Genomic DNA, 16,742 nt, shown 5'->3' on the forward strand with positions numbered 1-16,742 from the left:
AATGGAAATAAATCCTGGAAGTTTGCAATGGAGGGACGCATATAAACTTCTCGTCGGGTCCATTTTACCGAGACCGATAGCTTTTGTTTCTACCATTGATAAAAACGGCATTGCCAATGCAGCCCCGTTCAGTTTTTTTACGGCAATTTGCGCAGATCCCATGCTAATCTGTTTTTCCCCTATGAGAAGAGGGACGGATGGAGCAAAAAAGGATACGCTTTTAAACATTGAGGAGAACGGCCAATTCGTTATTAATATTGTCAGTAGTGATATGGCGGAACAAATGAATGATTGTGCAGTCGAGTTTCCATTAGAAGTTGATGAAATTGAAAAAACTGGGTTAACAAAGGAAGACAGTGTAACAGTGAAAGTCCCACGGATAAAAGAATCATCGGTACATCTGGAATGCCGGCTTCACCAGGTACTCGATTTTGGCGATCACCCCGGTGCCGGAAGCCTTGTCATTGGAAAGGTGACACATGTTCATGTAAGTGATGATCTATATCAGGATGGCAAGATCGATAGCGGAAAATTAAAACCGATCGGACGAATGGCAGGAAATACTTATACGAATCCGGTTGCAGATTTGTTCGAGATTATCCGGAGAACGGAAGCAAGGTGAAAATATGAAATTTATCAGTTTTCAAAAGGAAAACGGAAAGATCAGGGCAGGATTATTATTATCTGACCGATTTGTCATTGATATTAATGAAGCTTCAGGCGGAAGGCTTCCTGACGATATGCTCGCTTTTTTAGACAAACATGAACACTATTTGGAGACGGTAACTTCTTTACTTTCTTTAAAGCATACAGATAAAGGGGTTTATCCATTGGAAAGCATTCAATTGGCTGCCCCACTGCCAATGCCTAGAAGCTTTAGGGATTTCTACGCATTCGAACAGCATGTAAAAACGGCGAGAGAAAATAGAGGGCTTGAAATGATTCCGGAATGGTATGAGATTCCTGTTTTCTATTTTTCCAATCACCTTGCCATTAAGGGCAGGACGAACTAATCAGCAAACCTTCATCATGTGAATGGCTGGATTATGAACTTGAAATCGCCTGCATTATCGGTAAGGAAGGGCGAAACATTCGTGCGGAGGATGCGGATGATTACATCTTTGGCTACTGCATCCTCAACGATTGGAGCGCAAGGGATCTTCAGCGAAAAGAGATGAAAGTAGGACTAGGTCCTGCAAAAGGAAAGGATTTTTCCACTTCAATCGGCCCTTGGATTGTCACGAAGGAAGAACTGGAGCCTTTGAAAGCTGGAAAAGGATACAATCTTACGATGACAGCGAGTGTTAATGGGGTGCTCCTGTCTCAAGGCAATATGAAAGATATTCATTATTCGTTTGGCGAAATGATTGAACGGGCATCCGATGGAGTGACCCTATATCCAGGTGAATTAATCGGATCAGGCACTGTTGGTTCAGGCTGCATTTTGGAACTCGGATCAAAAGTGCACCGCTGGCTCGTGCCTGGCGATGAGATCGAACTCAAAATTAATAAACTAGGGACATTGATTAATAGAATCGCAATGAATTGAATAGAGGTGAAATGATGTATTACCGTCAAATGGGCAAAATTCCGCACAAACGCCATACCGTGTTTAAAAAAGAAGATGGATCTTTATTCAGGGAGCAAGTAATGGGAACCCGTGGATTCTCAGGCACAGAATCAATTTTGTATCATCATTTTATGCCAACTGAAGTAATCAAATCCGAGCTTGTGGGTAGCTATCTTCCTGAATATGAACAGCAGGGAGCGCTCAGCCATCGCCATTTCATTACTACGGGCATTGTTAAAAATGGAAATGCACTTGAGGCAAGAGAGTATCTATTAGGAAATCAGGATCTTCTGATTGGAACGGCAAATATTACTGCTGCGATGGAAAGCTTCTACCGGAACGCTGATGGTGACGAAATGCTATATATCCATTACGGCTCAGGGATAATTGAAACGATGTTTGGCACGATTACTTATCGCCCTGGGGATTATATTGTTATACCAATTGGCACTATCTATCGGGTTGTGCCTAATGAAAATGAAACAACCAAGATGCTTTTTGTGGAATCATTTAGCCAAATCACCACTCCGAAAAGGTATCGAAACGAATATGGCCAGCTGTTAGAGCACAGCCCATTCTGTGAGCGGGATATCCGAGGACCTGAAGCCTTGGTGACCTTTGATGTAAAGGGAGAATACGAGGTTCTGACAAAGTCGCGAGGATTTATCCACTCACACATCCTCGGCCACCATCCCCTTGACGTCGTCGGTTGGGATGGATATTTGTATCCATGGGCATTTAACATTGAAGATTTTGAGCCGATAACAGGCCGAGTCCATCAGCCGCCGCCAGTCCACCAGACCTTTGAAGGGCATAATTTTGTAGTTTGTTCATTTGTTCCTCGTCTTTACGATTACCATCCAGAGGCAATCCCTGCACCGTATTATCACAGCAATGTGAACAGCGATGAACTTCTATATTACGTGGAAGGTAATTTTATGAGCAGGAAAGGCATACAGGAAGGTTCGATAACACTTCATCCTGGTGGAATTCCACACGGGCCGCATCCAGGGAAAACCGAAGCGAGCATCGGAAAGAAGGAAACACTCGAGCTTGCCGTTATGATCGACACCTTCCATCCATTGAAAATTGTTAAATCGGCAGGAGAGATTGAAGACCCGGCATATATGTATTCCTGGATTGAAAAGTAGGACTGAAAAAAATAAAAAAAGGAATCGCTTCCTTTTTTTATTTTTTTCCTTCTTTATGGAATTGGATGGCCAATGTTCCTTCACCAGAATGAACAGCAATCGTCGAACTTATTTCGCCAATTACTATTTTTAAATCAGGAAATTCCTTATTAATTCTGGATTCAAGGTCCTTTGCTTTTTGGAGGACGTTTCCATGCATGATTTGTATCTCGGATATTTTGTATTGCTGATAATTTTCATCCAGCAATTCAATAAGACGGTTAACAGCCTTTTTTTCGGAACGAACCTTCTCAAAGAGTTCGAATTCGCCATTCCGGTTCATTCGGATAATCGGTTTTATTTGAAGGATGCTTCCTAATAAGTATGCAGTACCAGACATTCTGCCGCCTTTATAGAACTGGTCAAGGCTCCCCAGAAGTATGTAATTCTCCAAATTTTCCACTTCATGACGTAAAGTGGCCGCTATTTTATCCAAATCCATTCCTTCAGACGCCATTGTAATTCCCATCTTTAAGAGAGAAGTAATTGCATAGCCCATTGATCTGGAATCCACTGTTTCTAAATGAAATCCAGCCATGTCACTTCCCGCTTTACAGCTTGATAATGTCCCACTCAATTTTGTTGAGATGTGAACCGCGATGGCACCATCATATTCCTCTTTTAAATTTTCAAACAGGCTGGCAAATTTTCCTGAAGAGGGCTGAGACGTTTTAGGTATTTCTTTCTCACTGCGAATACGGGAGTAAAGTTCTTCCGTATTTAAATCAATCCCGTCTTGAAAAGCATCCGTCCCAAAAATTATTTCAAGTGGCACCACATAAACATCCGGGTGATCAATTAAATCCTTGGTCATATAGGCGGTACTGTCTGTAATCCAGGCAATTTTCTTTATTGTCATTTATATTTAATTCCTTTTCAAATATTGTAGTTAATATTTCTTATTCCAGAAAAAATGGACATGTCTATTTATTATATCCTATTTTGCACTTCGTTTGGCAATTTTCTTGGTCAGCCAATGGAGTTTGAAAAACATTTGCCAGATAAGCCCAAAAAAAGTTAAAATAAGCAGGCAATTTAACTTTTTAACACAATATAAATTGGCACTGAGGTGTTTCTATGAAAACATTTAATAATCTTCATCCCTTAATTTGGAACATCATTATAGGAACCATGTTTGGACGGATGGCGACATCCATGAGCATTCCGTTCCTAGCTATATATCTAACGAAGGTAAAAGGGGTTTCCTCTTCGGAAACAGGCATGATCATTGCCATGAGTGCATTAGTGGGAATCGGAACGAGTTTTTTTGGCGGTTATTTGTCTGATCGATTTGGACGGAAAATTGTTTTATATATTTCTATTTTTATATGGACAGCAGTCTTTGTAGGATTCGGTATTGTCGATACTGTTGCCGGCTTTTTTATTGTAAATTCACTGAATGGGTTTTGCCGCTCTCTGTTTGAGCCGACCTCCCGCGCCTTGCTTGCTGACCTGACCGAACCCAAAAACCGGCTTGCCATTTTTAATTTACGATATACAGCCATCAATTTCGGAGTAATTTTTGGCCAATATTCGGTATTTATTTGGGGTCTTCAAAAACGACTTTTCCATTTTTTATTGCAGCTGCAGTTTATTTCGTCTATGGAATTTCATTAATCATTACGTTTCGCCATTCTTATGTCGTGGCTAATGTGAAGGAATCAAAAGAAAAGCGGGTAACAATGAGAGAAGCCTTCCATATTGCCAGAACAGATTCAATTCTATTATTGTCGCTTATTGGACTTATCCTTGCTACCTCGGGTTATGCACAATTCAGTTCAACGCTCCCCCAATATTTATCGAATAATGCCCATATTTCTAATGGTCCAAAGCTGTTTTCTTTGCTGTTGGCTCTGAATGCGGTTGTTGTCATTACTGTTCAATACCCACTTTTAAAAATAGGGAAGAAGTATTCGCCGATTTTATCCATTCTGCTCGGTAATATTGTTTGCAGCTTAAGTCTGATTGGTTTTGGGGTGGCACGTTCCATTCCCATCTGGATTCTAATGGTCATTATTTTTACAGTAGGGGAAGTTTTAATGTTTTCTATGACAGATATGCTCATGGATTCTATCGCAAAACCGAGCCTTAGAGGGACATATTTTGGTGCGATGGGCTTTACCCAGATTGGCCAGGTTGCGGGTCCTTCACTGGGAGGATTTCTCCTTGATCACTATGGTTTCGATAATCCATTAATGGTTTTTGGAACACTTTTCATGCTCTCGATCCTGGGTGTACCCGTTCTTTTAGGGGTAAGATGGAAATTAACAAAAGGTTTAGTAAAGCAAAGAAATGCTGAAACAAATGTACTTTAAGAATTAACTAATGCGGCCTGGCAAATGGAGTAGGCAGTTTTTTTTTAATAAGAATGGGAGGGATTCAAATGTGGAATACGCGAATTACAGAACGCTTAAATATTGACTATCCGATTATCCAGGCTCCGATGGCCGGCGGCCTACTTCAGCAGATTTGGTGGCTGCTGTAGCCAATGCTGGCGGATTAGGAATGATAGGTGCAGGATATATGAGTCCTGATCATATTAATAATTTAATCTGGGAAGTAAAAAAGAAAACGGTACATCCATTTGGAGTTAACTTATTTGTTCCTGCTCCTTATGATGCAGGCGTACAAGAAATCCAAAATGCAAAAGAAAACTTGAAACCATTCCAAGCAAGGCTTGGCATTCAGGACAATACCTGTATATTGCCGACCTATGAGAATGATTTGCGCATTTTTTTAGAGCAAATCCAAATAGTCATAAACGAAAAAGTTCCTGTTTGTTCTTTTACATTTGGTTTACCATCTGAAGAAGTGATTTCTATGCTGAAGCAAGAGGGAATCGTGGTGATCGGAACTGCCACCACAGTCAGGGAAGCGGTATTGATCGAGCAAGCTGGGCTGGACGCGGTCGTTGCCCAGGGAAGTGAGGCAGGAGGCCACCGTGGCACGTTTAACGGTGATTTTAAGGATTCCTTAATTGGATTGATGTCATTGATTCCACAGGTATGTGATACTGTAAAAATTCCTGTAATTGCAGCAGGAGGGATTATGGATGGCAGGGGAGTCCTTGCCGCCAAGGTTCTCGGTGCAGATGCTGTTCAGCTGGGTACTGCGTTTATTGCAACCCATGAAAGCGGTGCACAAACGATTTATAAGGATGCTCTTCTTAAAGCAACTGAAGATCAGACTGCCTTAACTCGGGCATTTTCGGGCAAACCTGCCAGGGGGTTAAAAAACAAATTTATTAGTGAGATGAACGGAACAGAAATTCCCGCATATCCTATTCAAAACGAATTGACGAAGGGGATCCGAAAGGCCGCTTCAGATCATAATAATCCCGATTATCTTTCCATGTGGTCGGGGCAAAGCGCAAGGCTTACTAAAAAAAGCTCTGTCAGAGAATTATTGGCAGAAATAATATCTCAAGCAGAGGCTGAAGCAAAATCCCTTAGGATTTGAATAAAAGAGAATTTGAACTGGCAGTTGATATAGGATCAGCGGCCTGTTTTACTTTATTAACAAGAATACTATATTAATATTTTTATTTTTTGGTAAATAAAAGAAAAAAAGGAATAACTATGATATCATGAAAGATGGTTCGACAAAGTTCTTGCAGGGTATATAGGCATTAACGCCTATAAACCTATAAGGGAGGGGACACAATGAAAAAGCATTTTAGAAATGCTCCCTATTTACTTATCCTGCTTTTTACACCGCTGCTCAGTTTTATTTACCAACTACTAAATGAACATCCTCGAAAATCAGTAGAAATTTCCACTTCAATTGATCAGTTCATTCCATTCGTTCCTGCATTCATCATACCGTATCTCCTATGGTATGTTTATATGTTAGGATATCTAATTTATTTTTGTTTTAAGGATACCAGGGTATATATTCAAACACTCATCATCATTGCAGCGGGTGAAGTGGTTTGTTTTATTATTTATTTCTTCTTTCAAACAACAGTTCCAAGACCCGAATTAACAGGGAACAGTATGCTCATACAATTGGTACGATATATTTATGTAAACGACGAGCCCTATAATTGTTTCCCTAGCATCCATGTCCTAACGACATTTGCAGTAATGCTTGGATCGATTCATCTTAAAAATAAACATCTATTAAACACGTTTTCTATTCATTTTGGCGGCACTTTGATTATCATCTCTACGCTTTTCGTCAAGCAGCATGTTGTTTTTGATATGATTGGATCAATGTTTCTGGTTACCTTTTTATACGGAATCATTTTTGAGCCCTATCAAGTTCGTATGGCAGAAAAAACAGAAACAGTATACGTAAAGAATAAGGGATAGGCATGTACTAAATCTTAAAAATTGGGCAGAATGCTAAAGGTATTTCTCAGATATTGATTCGAGGTGGCATAGTTGGAAGCCTTTCAGGAAAAAAAAGTCTTTGGTGTCAGTTCAATTATTTTCTGGGTTGGAGTCGTCAGTTTACTCACTGACCTTTCAAGTGAAATGATCGTTCCAATCCTGCCGCTTTTTCTTACAGGTGTATTGCATACACAAATAATGACTATTGGTATTATCGAAGGAATCGCCGAGAGTACAGCAAGTATATTGAAGCTGTTTTCAGGGTGGCTGTCTGATCGGATGGGCAAAAGGAAGCCGTTAATGCTCGCTGGCTATGGCTTTTCAAATCTTATTAAACCTTTATTTGCGCTAACCACTTCGGGCTGGCAGGTTTTATTAATTAGGTTCGGAGACAGGTTCGGCAAGGGGATAAGAGGCGCACCCAGGGATGCCTTGATAGCGGACTCAACGAATAAGAAAGATCGTGGAAAAGCTTTTGGATTTCACCGATCTATGGATACTTTAGGTGCGGCACTTGGCCGTTGGCCGCTTTTTCAATCCTGTCCTCCTTTGAAGGCCAATATCGCCTGGTTTTTTTGATTTCTGCAATACCAGGCATACTTGCTGTACTCGTATTGATATTTTTTTTGAAGGAAAGGAAATCAGAAGAAAAATCTAGACAACGGGGACTGCCTAAAATTAGCTTTAAGGGAATGGATCGTAGGTTTGTAACTTTTACCTTGATATCAGCTCTATTTGCGATTGGAAATTCATCTGATGCTTTTCTCATCCTCCAAGCGAAAAATGTGGGTATGAAAGAAATTTATATTCCATTAGCATATCTGGTCTTTAATTTGACCTATACGTTTTTTTCAATGCCAGCAGGAATTCTTTCGGACAAGATTGGAAGAAAACCTATTATTATCGGTGGATATGTTATCTTTTCTATCATATATTTGGGATTTGGTTTGGTTCAGCATAGCCTTGGAATTTGGATTTTATTTGTTTTCTATGGACTTTATTATGCTGCCACCGAAGGAATCCAAAAAGCTTATGTAGCTGATATCGTTCCCTCTGGGCAAAGAGGGACAGCAATGGGCACATTCAATGCGGTCACTGGCATTGCCGCTTTGCCAGCGAGCATCCTCGCAGGGTTTCTTTGGCAGGCATACGGCCTCTTACCTCATTTGCAACAAGCAGCGCATTTGCGCTCCTGGCCTCTTTATTGTTATTTTTATTAAAGAGTAAAAGTGATAATGAAAGAAGGATTGAGGAGTGAAAATAAAGAAGACAATTTTACTTACAGTAGTTTTTACCATCTTATGTTCCTGTACACAAGGCCACTCCACAGCACAAAAGAATCAGCAAACGATAGATGGTAAGACTTTTCCTAACAAAATCGATCATATTATTATTGTTATAGAAGAAAATCATTCCGAAAAGGAAATCAAAGGAAATCCTAAGGCACCCTATATGAATTCTCTCCTTAAACAGGGGACCTACTTATCAAATTATCATGCAATTGAACATCCAAGCCAGCCGAATTATCTAAATTTATTCTCTGGTTCAAACCAGGGGGTTACAAATGATGCTGTACCAAAAAGAAGGTTTGCGGCCAGTAATTTAGCAAGCTCCTTGCTCTCCCATCATTACACGTTTGCAGGATTTTCAGAGGACCTTCCTTATACTGGGTTTACTGGCTTTTCAATCCGCAGGGGCGGATATGCACGAAAACATAATCCGTGGGTGAATTTCAGCAATGTCCCTAAGGAAGTAAATCAGCCTCTAACAAAATTTCCGAAGAATTTCAATCAATTGCCAACCGTGTCATTTGTCATACCAAATCTTTCCCATGATATGCATGATGGTTCAATTGCTGAGGCGGACCAGTGGTTGAAAAGCCATCTCTCTGCATATGTCCAATGGGCTAAAAAAAATAATAGTCTTTTGATTCTTACTTGGGATGAAGACGATAACTCAGAAAAAAATAAGATCCCTGCCATTTTCGTTGGCCCATGGTCAAAACAGGGGTGAATTCGCAAATTGCCAATCATTTTAGCTTATTAAGGACAATTGAAGATATTTATCATTTACCATATTCAGGCCAAAGTAAATCAGCTAACCCGATTTCAGTAATTTGGAAATAGAAATAAAACCACTTTCTCAGCAGAAAGTGGTTTTATTATTCTATCAAACTTATTTCCCGTAATCCTTATATTTCAATGTATCAGTCTTGGCGGTAGGAACAGTTTTAATTACATTTCCGCTTTCATCCTTATAAATTTCATATTCACGATATGTTTCTAAAATATAACCATCTACCTTTTTTCTGTCCTCCAGTTTTTCCTCAAGAACTGGAATTTTTGATGATGTTACCGTTTGCTTAAAAACCGCCATAACGGGCTCACTCCGTGAGAATAGGTAGGGTTTATTAATGAATGAGTAAGGAGAATCCAGATAAGCTGACACACACAAAGTGCATATGAGTAGCAGGAACATAGAATATTTTTTTTTCATCATTTTAGCTCCTTTTTGCAATCAATTCCATTAATCAATTTTATGCATGTCCTTATCAGATATTCCGAAGAGGTGAAATAGCGTTTAAAGCTTAACAAAAATATAAAAGAGCGCCCAATAAAATGAACGCCCTTCCACTTAAAATTCCATTACTACCATATCCCAATATTTTAACGAAGGAATTCTAAAAAATACTTCTTCCTTCTTTTGAATGAAATTTATCTTTTGTGGAAGTCCAAGCCCATCATCAGGTGTTGCAATCCACATGGATTTAATAGGGCGCACTTCGTCTAGCATAATGTTGATATTTTGTTTGGCAGTGGGTGTGGGAGTGGAACCATAGGTATCCCGCCATTCCATCGTTAAACTATCTGAAAAATTAACAAGATGGACAATTTTATATTTATTTTCCTTTTGTTTAGCAATACTCCAAACGGTACCCACAGCTGGAGAAGGAACAATCGATAAGCCTTCCCCGATCTAATGGAAACACTCGAATCAGATAAATGATCTCTTAATAGATTTTCATAAGCAGTTAAAAAATCATAATAACTTATCATTTTCTCTTCAAGGGTTTTACTCACTTTAAGCTGGCTATGAGGAAAGTATTCCTTGGAAAGCATATGCTCACCCATTTCGAGATGTGACCCGCCAGACGCAAATATAGTACTATCTGCAAGCAAAATTCCTGCTTCATTAAAATAACCTGGCTGATTAGACCTTTCATAGTCCATATAGGCTGCGAGAACAGAATTTTTATGATGAGATAGAAAGGTATTATGATCAATGACTCCTTTTAAATCACCATAATTCTTATACTTATCCCATACCTCTGTATACATAAAATCAACGGGTGAATTGGCTATATCCTCTTGTCCATATTGATTAACAGCGTTCATAACTATACTCTTTTGAGGAATTTTGTCTTTGATTTCATTTATGAAGGGCTGAAAGGAGTGCGAGAGATCGATTTTGTCTCCACGTTCATTAAAGACATCGCCTCTGTCACCAAGCTGATCAATATGCCATCCGTCAAAGGGCAGGTACTGATAAACTTGTTTTTGTTTATTAATTAAGTACTCCCTCCATGTCGGGTGGGTAGTATTCATGATAATTAGATTGCTTTTCCAATTTTCCGGAAGAGGATATTTATCAATGCCATTTCGTCCTTGGCCTTTATATAAATACCAGTCAGGAGATATACCGTTTCCTTCTTCACCTTCAAAAGAACCGTATAATAAATTGTAAGCCATTGCGTTCATCCCGCGCTGATGGGAAGCAGCAATATATTTCTTGATTGTTTCAGTTGATATTGTTCTGTTTGCAATGTCCTCCCAATGGGAAGCAAGTTGGCTTCCATTCATTTTTAAAGGCTGTTGGTGCTGATATTGCCAGTCATAAAATTGCAATCCATTTAGATGGTAACGGTTTAATTTCGAAATGATTTTTTCAATATCCTGTTTAGGCATATCTTTAAAATCTGATAAAAATCCATATCTCGGAAACCTGCTCCACGTACTCGAAACATCAACGCCAATTGACTTTTCATCATAGGAAGATTTTGAACTAACTTTTATATGTACCATATAGCCCTGAAAATCTGATTTTGGAGGAATCCATGTCCATGTTACATGTTTTGAAGCAACGGTAAGTGTTTTTTTCTCTATTTTTTTTCCAAGATGAAAATAATCAATGGTAGCTTTTCCTTTTAAATTGCTATTAAGCGAAAATATCACCTTGGCTCCAGGCTTATATGCTGCTCTGTCCGTTGAAACAGAAGAAATAAATTCCTGTTTTATTAATTGTTTTTGCTTCAGAAGCCCTGTAAAAAACTGTGCTGGATTTTGTTTAATAATAAGTAATATTAATAAGATCATAAACAATATCAAAAGCCACTGTCTAAAATTTTTCATTTACTTCACCTTTTCAAAAATAAGGGGCCAACCATTAAGTCAGCCCCTAGATTATTATTTAATCTTCACTTCATTATACTCATTAGCTGGAATATTAACATACAATATTTTCAGCTGTTGATTATAGTAGTATGATCGTTTGTTTTTATACATGTCTAAAATCGTCTTGACTTCTTTGTATTTCCTGTTGGCAGCCTGGACTCTGTTAGGTTTAACCGCGTTGTTTAATTTTAGAGTATACTGCTGCAATTTTGTATTGTAGCGCTTAACCTGTTTGTTTTGAGTAAAGGTTACATTTGGCCCTGACGTTGGATGGTAAAGTTAGTAATATTGTATCGGCCGCGTTTGTAATCTTTTGTTTTTCCGTCATCTTCATAAAAGCTATATTGAGCCTTGTCTTTAAGATACGTATCTAAAAGAAGATTTGTTAATGGTCTTTCATCCGTATACTGCTGAATTTCACGTCTAGGGATGATCGAATTGTTCTTCACAAAAATAGGCAACCGGGCAAGAGGGGCGTTTACACGGATGGTCTGGCCACCGTTATATTCCTTCTTAGTCCAATAATCAACCCAGTTATCGCCTCTTGGAAGATATACCTTCCTTGAAGTTTGTCCTTCTGTAACGACAGGAGCAAGCATCATGGAATCCCCAAACATATATTGGTCGCTGATATTATAGGTATTTGGATCTTTCTGATATTGATATACCAGCGGTTGCTGAACCGGTTTTCCAGTTGAAGCTGCTTGTTTGAAAGCATTATAAAGGTAAGGGAGCAATTGATAACGCATTTCAATGTAATTCTTGCTGATCTTTTCTACTTCAGGGCCGAATGCCCACGGTTCCTGACCTTGTTTTATTTCTGATTTACGGTCTGAATCATAATGAATCCTTGCATATGGCAGGAAGGATCCGACTTCAATCCATCGTGCAAACAATTCTGGAGTTGGGCGTTTAGCGAATCCGCCAATGTCATTACCCATAAAAGCTACACCAGAAAGGCCAGCATTTGTATTCATTGGAATCGACATTTGCAGGTGCTCCCAGTTACTTACACTATCTCCACTCCATAGGGCAGCCCAGCGCTGGGTTCCAGCATACATGTCACGAGTCAAAACAAAAGGCCGTTCGTTTGGCTTATAGATTTTCCATGAATTGTAGGTTGCTTCAGCTTCATCGTGTCCGTAAATATTATGATATTCCGTATGAGGAATCTTATTATTGTTATATCCAAAGTAAGCATCTAATGGTAATGTGTGATTGTATTTAGGATCATCCAGGAATACAGCCGGTTCGTTCATATCATTCCAGATGCCGTCTATGCCAGCATCAAAGAGAACTTTATGATTTCTGCTCCACCAATCACGCACTTCTTTCTTTGAAAAATCAGGGAAAGCAGATGGACCAGGCCAAACTGGACCGATAAAAGGTGTTCCATCGGCATTTTTAGCCCAATAGTCTTTTTTCGTACCCTCCAGGTAAGCCCAAAAATTTTCATCCTGCTTTACAGCTGGGTCATTAATGGCAACGGCTTTGAAGCCTGGCATTGCCTTTAGCTGCTGAAGAGCCTTTTTATACTCATCGGCCCAGGTGAAAACTCGATAGCCATTCATATAGTCAATATCAAAATGCATAGCATCAAGAGGGATCTTCTTTTCACGATAAGTCCTTGCTACCTTGACGATCTCATCGGCTGTATATTCCCATTTACTTTGATGAAGGCCAATAGTCCATTTAGCCGGCAATTCTATTTTTCCTGTTAATTCTGTGTAACGATTTAAAACGTCACTTATTTCGGGACCATACATGAAGTAATATGTAAGCTTGCCCCCATTAGCATAAAAGTAATAGTAATCATCTGCTTCACTGGCCATTTCAAAATAAGAGCGGTACGTATTGTCAAAAAATATTCCATACGCCTTTTTATTTTTCAAGCCAATGAAAAAGGGAATTGAAGTGTAGACATATTTAGTATCTTTCGTATATGAATACGCATCAGTGTTCCACATTCCTATACTTTTTCCTCGCTTGTTAAGCTGGAGTCCCGCTTGTTCTCCAAAACCGTAAAAATTTTCATTCTTATCGGTTTTCTTAAAGACATAAGGTTTTCCGGCTTCATAACCTGATGTTTTACCGCTTGGAAGGTAGTCCTCATTTATTACTTTTCCTTGCCTATCGAGGAACTTAATGCCAAAAGGTTTTTTCTTGATATTAACGGAAATTTCGCCTGTTTTAATGATATATTCATTTCTATTTTCCACCGCAGAAAAACGTGGAGTTCTCCAATTGGTCTTGGCGATACCTCTGGAGACGAACTCTTTTTCGCCTTTTTTCAAGACAGATACTTTTACCATATCCGGTGCAAATACACGGATATAGGCTTCATGAGTCCCCAAATCGAATTTAACTCCATTTGGCAGCTTAAACGTTTTTTGTACCGCCAGCAATTGCAGATTTTGTTTATTTAATGGTGTGTCTGGCTCCGGCTGAGTAACAGCAGCCTTTGCATTTGAAAGTGTTGCGGAGAGAGCAAGTGTTGCTGTAAGCATAAAAACAAGGAATGCTCTCCAAATTTGTTTAACGGGCATCTGTTTTCACCTCGCAGTTTTTTGTCACGCTTAGGAATATAAAAATAGGGAAGTGTACCGAAAAAACCAGTTTCCTTCCAACTTAGTTCTCAGCTTATATTCCTAAACGCGTTTAACCTTAAAAAATGAAACCGATATCCCCTTCATTTGAAAGCATTTTTAGTAAAAGGCAAAATGAACAGGAATAACTATATTATGAGAAAAAGTTCATTCATTTATGATAAAAGAATCAAAAACTGTTATAAAATGAAATTTTTACGTCAAACACTGTTAAATCAAAAAATGGCTTTGAACATGATAAGATAAAATCCTAATAAAAAGATGCCGGTATTAACCGGCATCAATTGAAAAATATTAGTTTGTAAAAGCCTCTGTTTTTTTGATTCTTATTGTATAGACTCTGAAGAGTATGAAAGCAATAATCGAAGTGATAGTCCCTGATATATAAGGGAGACCTAAAGATATGGAAAACAGCCATCCCCCGAGTGGAAGGCCAGATAATTCTGCCCAAAGAATCAAAGGAGGATAATAATCCTGTCGTACTACCATGCGCCGCCAGTAGATTTCTTTGTTAGCAGGGAAGAAACGCTTGGGCGAATGACCCCATTACCTATTCCAAAAATCGTTAAAAATATTGCTGCAGTGGTAAAATTATGGACGAGGAGTATCAAGGCAAATCCTATTGAAGAAACGATGATGCCACCTTGAATGACAATTCCTTCACCATACTTTTTTGTCAATCTGCCTACTAAACCTCCCTGTACAAAAGCTCCGGCAAGTCCCATAATCATAAAAATATAGCCTAAATGAGTTGAATCCATCCCTGGCCTTTTAGCTGCAAAATAAGCAAATGTCGCTTCCAGGCTAGAAAGGGAAAGTGATATGAATAATTGCAATACAAATAAAACAGACAAAGCCCCGGAAAAAGCCTTCCGAATAGAGTTTTTTGGATTTGAGTTTCCTATTCTGCTTTCCTTAGTGGAAGATTCCTTTAACAATAGGAATACAAGTAATAATGTAAAAAGGGAAGAGCTGCCTGAAATATAGAAGGGAAGACTCATGTCAATTTTTGAGAAAACACCGCCGATAGCTGGGCCGAATACAAATCCAAGCCCTATTGCTGCTCCGATAATCCCCATTCCTTTTCCACGGTTCTCTGGAGTTGTGATGTCTGCGGCATATGCCATGGTTGTTGGCATGTTCGCAGAAGAAAGGAAACCGCCAATAATCCTTGCTGCAAATAGCATCCATAATTGTGTCGCAATTGCCATCATAAAAAACGAAAAGGCTAGTCCCGCTATCCCAAGCATCATCACCGGTTTTCTACCGATCCGATCTGAAATTCGGCCCCACATCGGTGCAAATATTAACTGCATCAATGAATAAACAGCCATCAGGAGGCCAAGTTCAGTTGGATTGGCACCAATTTTCTCAGCATAAAAGGGAAGGACAGGAATAATGATGCCGAAGCCTACCATTACGAGAAACATTACTAAAAACAAAATTGGTAACGCTTTCTTTGTATTCACCTACGAACACTCCTCTATGGACGATAAATATGTATCATTTTAAAAATAACGAGCTATGTACCTGATGGATCAATGTGGAGAGTAAATCATTATTTCAGGGATTATTTCCCTAAGGAGCATTGATATAAATTTACCATATAAATTATTGCAGTGTGAATAGTTTTACAAGATGAACCCTCAAATTGGAGAAGTAGACCGAGTTCCTTTTTATTTGAAAAGTAAGATAATTATCCTTATGATGGGGATGATAGGGGGAATTTTATATTGAAAATAAATATATTTGGTTTTCCGAGCCATGCAGGGGCTTTGAATGAAGGAACCGAGCTGGCACCTGCTGCCATCAGAAATGCGGGTTTGGCTGAAAAGTTAAGAGATAGGGGTATTTCTGTTGAAGATCATGGGGATATTTTAGACAGTCGTGTTCTACCGAGGCATAATATATGCCCGGTCAGAAATTGGCGCCAAGAATGGTTTGGGATGAAACTTTAGAAAATGCCGACCAACTATTCAGCCGCAATTTCTTTTCCATCCTTCTTGGAGGAGATTGCAGTATCGAAGTAGGGACTTTCCCTGTTTTTAGAAAGGCTTTTGGCGATCAGGTCCATTTGCTGGTCCTGGATGGCCATGTTGATACAGTCGCACCATCAGGGGAACGCTGTGTTGGTGCTGCCGGAATGGGTCTTTGGTTTTTAACACAGGACAGCCAGGTTTGGTGCAAGGAAAGACCATTCAAGCCAGAAAACATAACTGTAATTGGACCTCAGGAAGTGCCACATGAAACCTATGGGATTAAAGTTATTCCATTTGACGAACTTTCTATGAATAAAATTGCTGATCATCTTAGAGGTTTGCCAGAAGAAACTTCTATTCTGGTGCATTTTGATGTTGATGTCCTCCAAAAGGAAGTAATGCCCTCAGCATACTCGCCAAGCGAAAAGGGTCTATCATTTGAAGGGGCTTCTGAAATATTAAAACTAATTTTAAAAGATGTACGTGTCAAAGGAATAGAGGTAACGGAGTTTTCTGCAAACAAAGACGAGGATGGAAAAAGCGCTAAAACCATTGTTGACTTGCTTTGTCTTGTTTGTGATAGGGAGGAGAGCCACTATTATAAAGACTGAC

14 protein-coding genes and 3 pseudogenes are annotated in these 16,742 nt (G+C 39.2%); 11 read left to right on the plus strand and 6 right to left on the minus strand.

Features of this window, described 5'->3' with window-relative positions; genetic code table 11:
* Nucleotide 1 precedes the first annotated feature (1 nt).
* The 3 genes and pseudogenes from RCG23_RS23220 to RCG23_RS23230 all read left to right on the plus strand — a co-directional run bounded on the left by RCG23_RS23220 (nucleotide 2) and on the right by RCG23_RS23230 (nucleotide 2,721).
* Nucleotides 2-622, plus strand: coding sequence for a flavin reductase family protein (locus RCG23_RS23220; protein WP_308177592.1), 621 nt, complete (start codon nucleotides 2-4; stop codon nucleotides 620-622).
* 4 nt (nucleotides 623-626) lie between these two features.
* Nucleotides 627-1,549: pseudogene (locus RCG23_RS23225) on the plus strand (fumarylacetoacetate hydrolase family protein).
* Nucleotides 1,550-1,563: 14 nt separating this feature from the next.
* On the plus strand, nucleotides 1,564-2,721 hold the full coding sequence (locus tag RCG23_RS23230) for a homogentisate 1,2-dioxygenase (protein WP_308180155.1): 1,158 nt from the start codon (nucleotides 1,564-1,566) through the stop codon (nucleotides 2,719-2,721).
* Between the two features lie 37 nt (nucleotides 2,722-2,758).
* On the opposite strand, the gene RCG23_RS23235 is transcribed toward RCG23_RS23230, so the two are convergent.
* Nucleotides 2,759-3,619 carry a DegV family protein gene (locus RCG23_RS23235; protein ID WP_308177593.1) on the minus strand — a complete coding sequence of 287 codons (861 nt, stop codon included), beginning with the start codon at nucleotides 3,617-3,619 and terminating at the stop codon, nucleotides 2,759-2,761.
* Between the two features lie 218 nt (nucleotides 3,620-3,837).
* On the opposite strand from RCG23_RS23235, the pseudogene RCG23_RS26090 reads away from it, so the two are divergent.
* From RCG23_RS26090 to RCG23_RS23270, 6 genes and pseudogenes are all read left to right on the plus strand, one after another.
* Nucleotides 3,838-5,075 (plus strand): annotated as a pseudogene (locus RCG23_RS26090) (MDR family MFS transporter).
* A gap of 157 nt (nucleotides 5,076-5,232) precedes the next feature.
* Complete coding sequence (locus RCG23_RS23250; RefSeq protein WP_308177596.1) at nucleotides 5,233-6,219, plus strand: NAD(P)H-dependent flavin oxidoreductase; 987 nt, start codon at nucleotides 5,233-5,235, stop codon at nucleotides 6,217-6,219.
* Between the two features lie 203 nt (nucleotides 6,220-6,422).
* The gene (locus tag RCG23_RS23255) at nucleotides 6,423-7,073 is read left to right on the plus strand and encodes a phosphatase PAP2 family protein (RefSeq protein WP_308177597.1); all 651 of its coding nucleotides are present in this window, start codon (nucleotides 6,423-6,425) and stop codon (nucleotides 7,071-7,073) included.
* Between the two features lie 72 nt (nucleotides 7,074-7,145).
* Nucleotides 7,146-7,673 carry an MFS transporter gene (locus RCG23_RS23260; protein WP_308177598.1) on the plus strand — a complete coding sequence of 176 codons (528 nt, stop codon included), beginning with the start codon at nucleotides 7,146-7,148 and terminating at the stop codon, nucleotides 7,671-7,673.
* A complete protein-coding gene (locus tag RCG23_RS23265; protein WP_308177599.1) occupies nucleotides 7,616-8,314 on the plus strand; it encodes an MFS transporter in 699 nt (232 codons plus the stop codon). The genes RCG23_RS23260 and RCG23_RS23265 overlap by 58 nt, the downstream gene beginning before the upstream one ends.
* A 34-nt stretch (nucleotides 8,315-8,348) precedes the next feature.
* A complete protein-coding gene (locus RCG23_RS23270; RefSeq protein ID WP_308177600.1) occupies nucleotides 8,349-9,107 on the plus strand; it encodes an alkaline phosphatase family protein in 759 nt (252 codons plus the stop codon).
* A gap of 162 nt (nucleotides 9,108-9,269) precedes the next feature.
* Here the strand turns inward: RCG23_RS23270 and RCG23_RS23275 are convergent, their stop codons facing one another.
* The 5 genes and pseudogenes from RCG23_RS23275 to RCG23_RS23295 all read right to left on the minus strand — a co-directional run bounded on the left by RCG23_RS23275 (nucleotide 9,270) and on the right by RCG23_RS23295 (nucleotide 15,620).
* Nucleotides 9,270-9,470, minus strand: coding sequence for a hypothetical protein (locus RCG23_RS23275; RefSeq protein ID WP_308177601.1), 201 nt, complete (start codon nucleotides 9,468-9,470; stop codon nucleotides 9,270-9,272).
* A 258-nt stretch (nucleotides 9,471-9,728) separates the two neighbouring features.
* Entirely contained in the window at nucleotides 9,729-10,034 is a 306-nt protein-coding gene (locus RCG23_RS23280) for a glycoside hydrolase family 66 protein (protein ID WP_308177602.1), read from the minus strand.
* A complete protein-coding gene (locus RCG23_RS23285) occupies nucleotides 9,953-11,503 on the minus strand; it encodes a glycoside hydrolase family 66 protein (RefSeq protein ID WP_308177603.1) in 1,551 nt (516 codons plus the stop codon). The genes RCG23_RS23280 and RCG23_RS23285 overlap by 82 nt, the downstream gene beginning before the upstream one ends.
* Nucleotides 11,504-11,793: 290 nt before the next feature.
* The gene (locus RCG23_RS23290; RefSeq protein ID WP_308177604.1) at nucleotides 11,794-14,091 is read right to left on the minus strand and encodes a glycoside hydrolase family 31 protein; all 2,298 of its coding nucleotides are present in this window, start codon (nucleotides 14,089-14,091) and stop codon (nucleotides 11,794-11,796) included.
* Between the two features lie 354 nt (nucleotides 14,092-14,445).
* A pseudogene (locus RCG23_RS23295) lies at nucleotides 14,446-15,620 on the minus strand (MFS transporter).
* A gap of 264 nt (nucleotides 15,621-15,884) precedes the next feature.
* Between RCG23_RS23295 and RCG23_RS23300 the strand changes: the two are divergent.
* Both RCG23_RS23300 and RCG23_RS23305 read left to right on the plus strand, forming a co-directional pair.
* Nucleotides 15,885-16,109 (plus strand): hypothetical protein, encoded by a 225-nt coding sequence (locus RCG23_RS23300; protein ID WP_308177605.1) that lies wholly within the window; start codon nucleotides 15,885-15,887, stop codon nucleotides 16,107-16,109.
* The gene (locus RCG23_RS23305; protein WP_308177606.1) at nucleotides 16,088-16,741 is read left to right on the plus strand and encodes an arginase family protein; all 654 of its coding nucleotides are present in this window, start codon (nucleotides 16,088-16,090) and stop codon (nucleotides 16,739-16,741) included. The genes RCG23_RS23300 and RCG23_RS23305 overlap by 22 nt, the downstream gene beginning before the upstream one ends.
* Nucleotide 16,742: the final 1 nt, after the last annotated feature.

Origin of the sequence: Neobacillus sp. PS3-34 (genome assembly GCF_030915465.1) — a bacterium.
Taxonomy (GTDB): domain Bacteria; phylum Bacillota; class Bacilli; order Bacillales; family Cytobacillaceae; genus Neobacillus_A.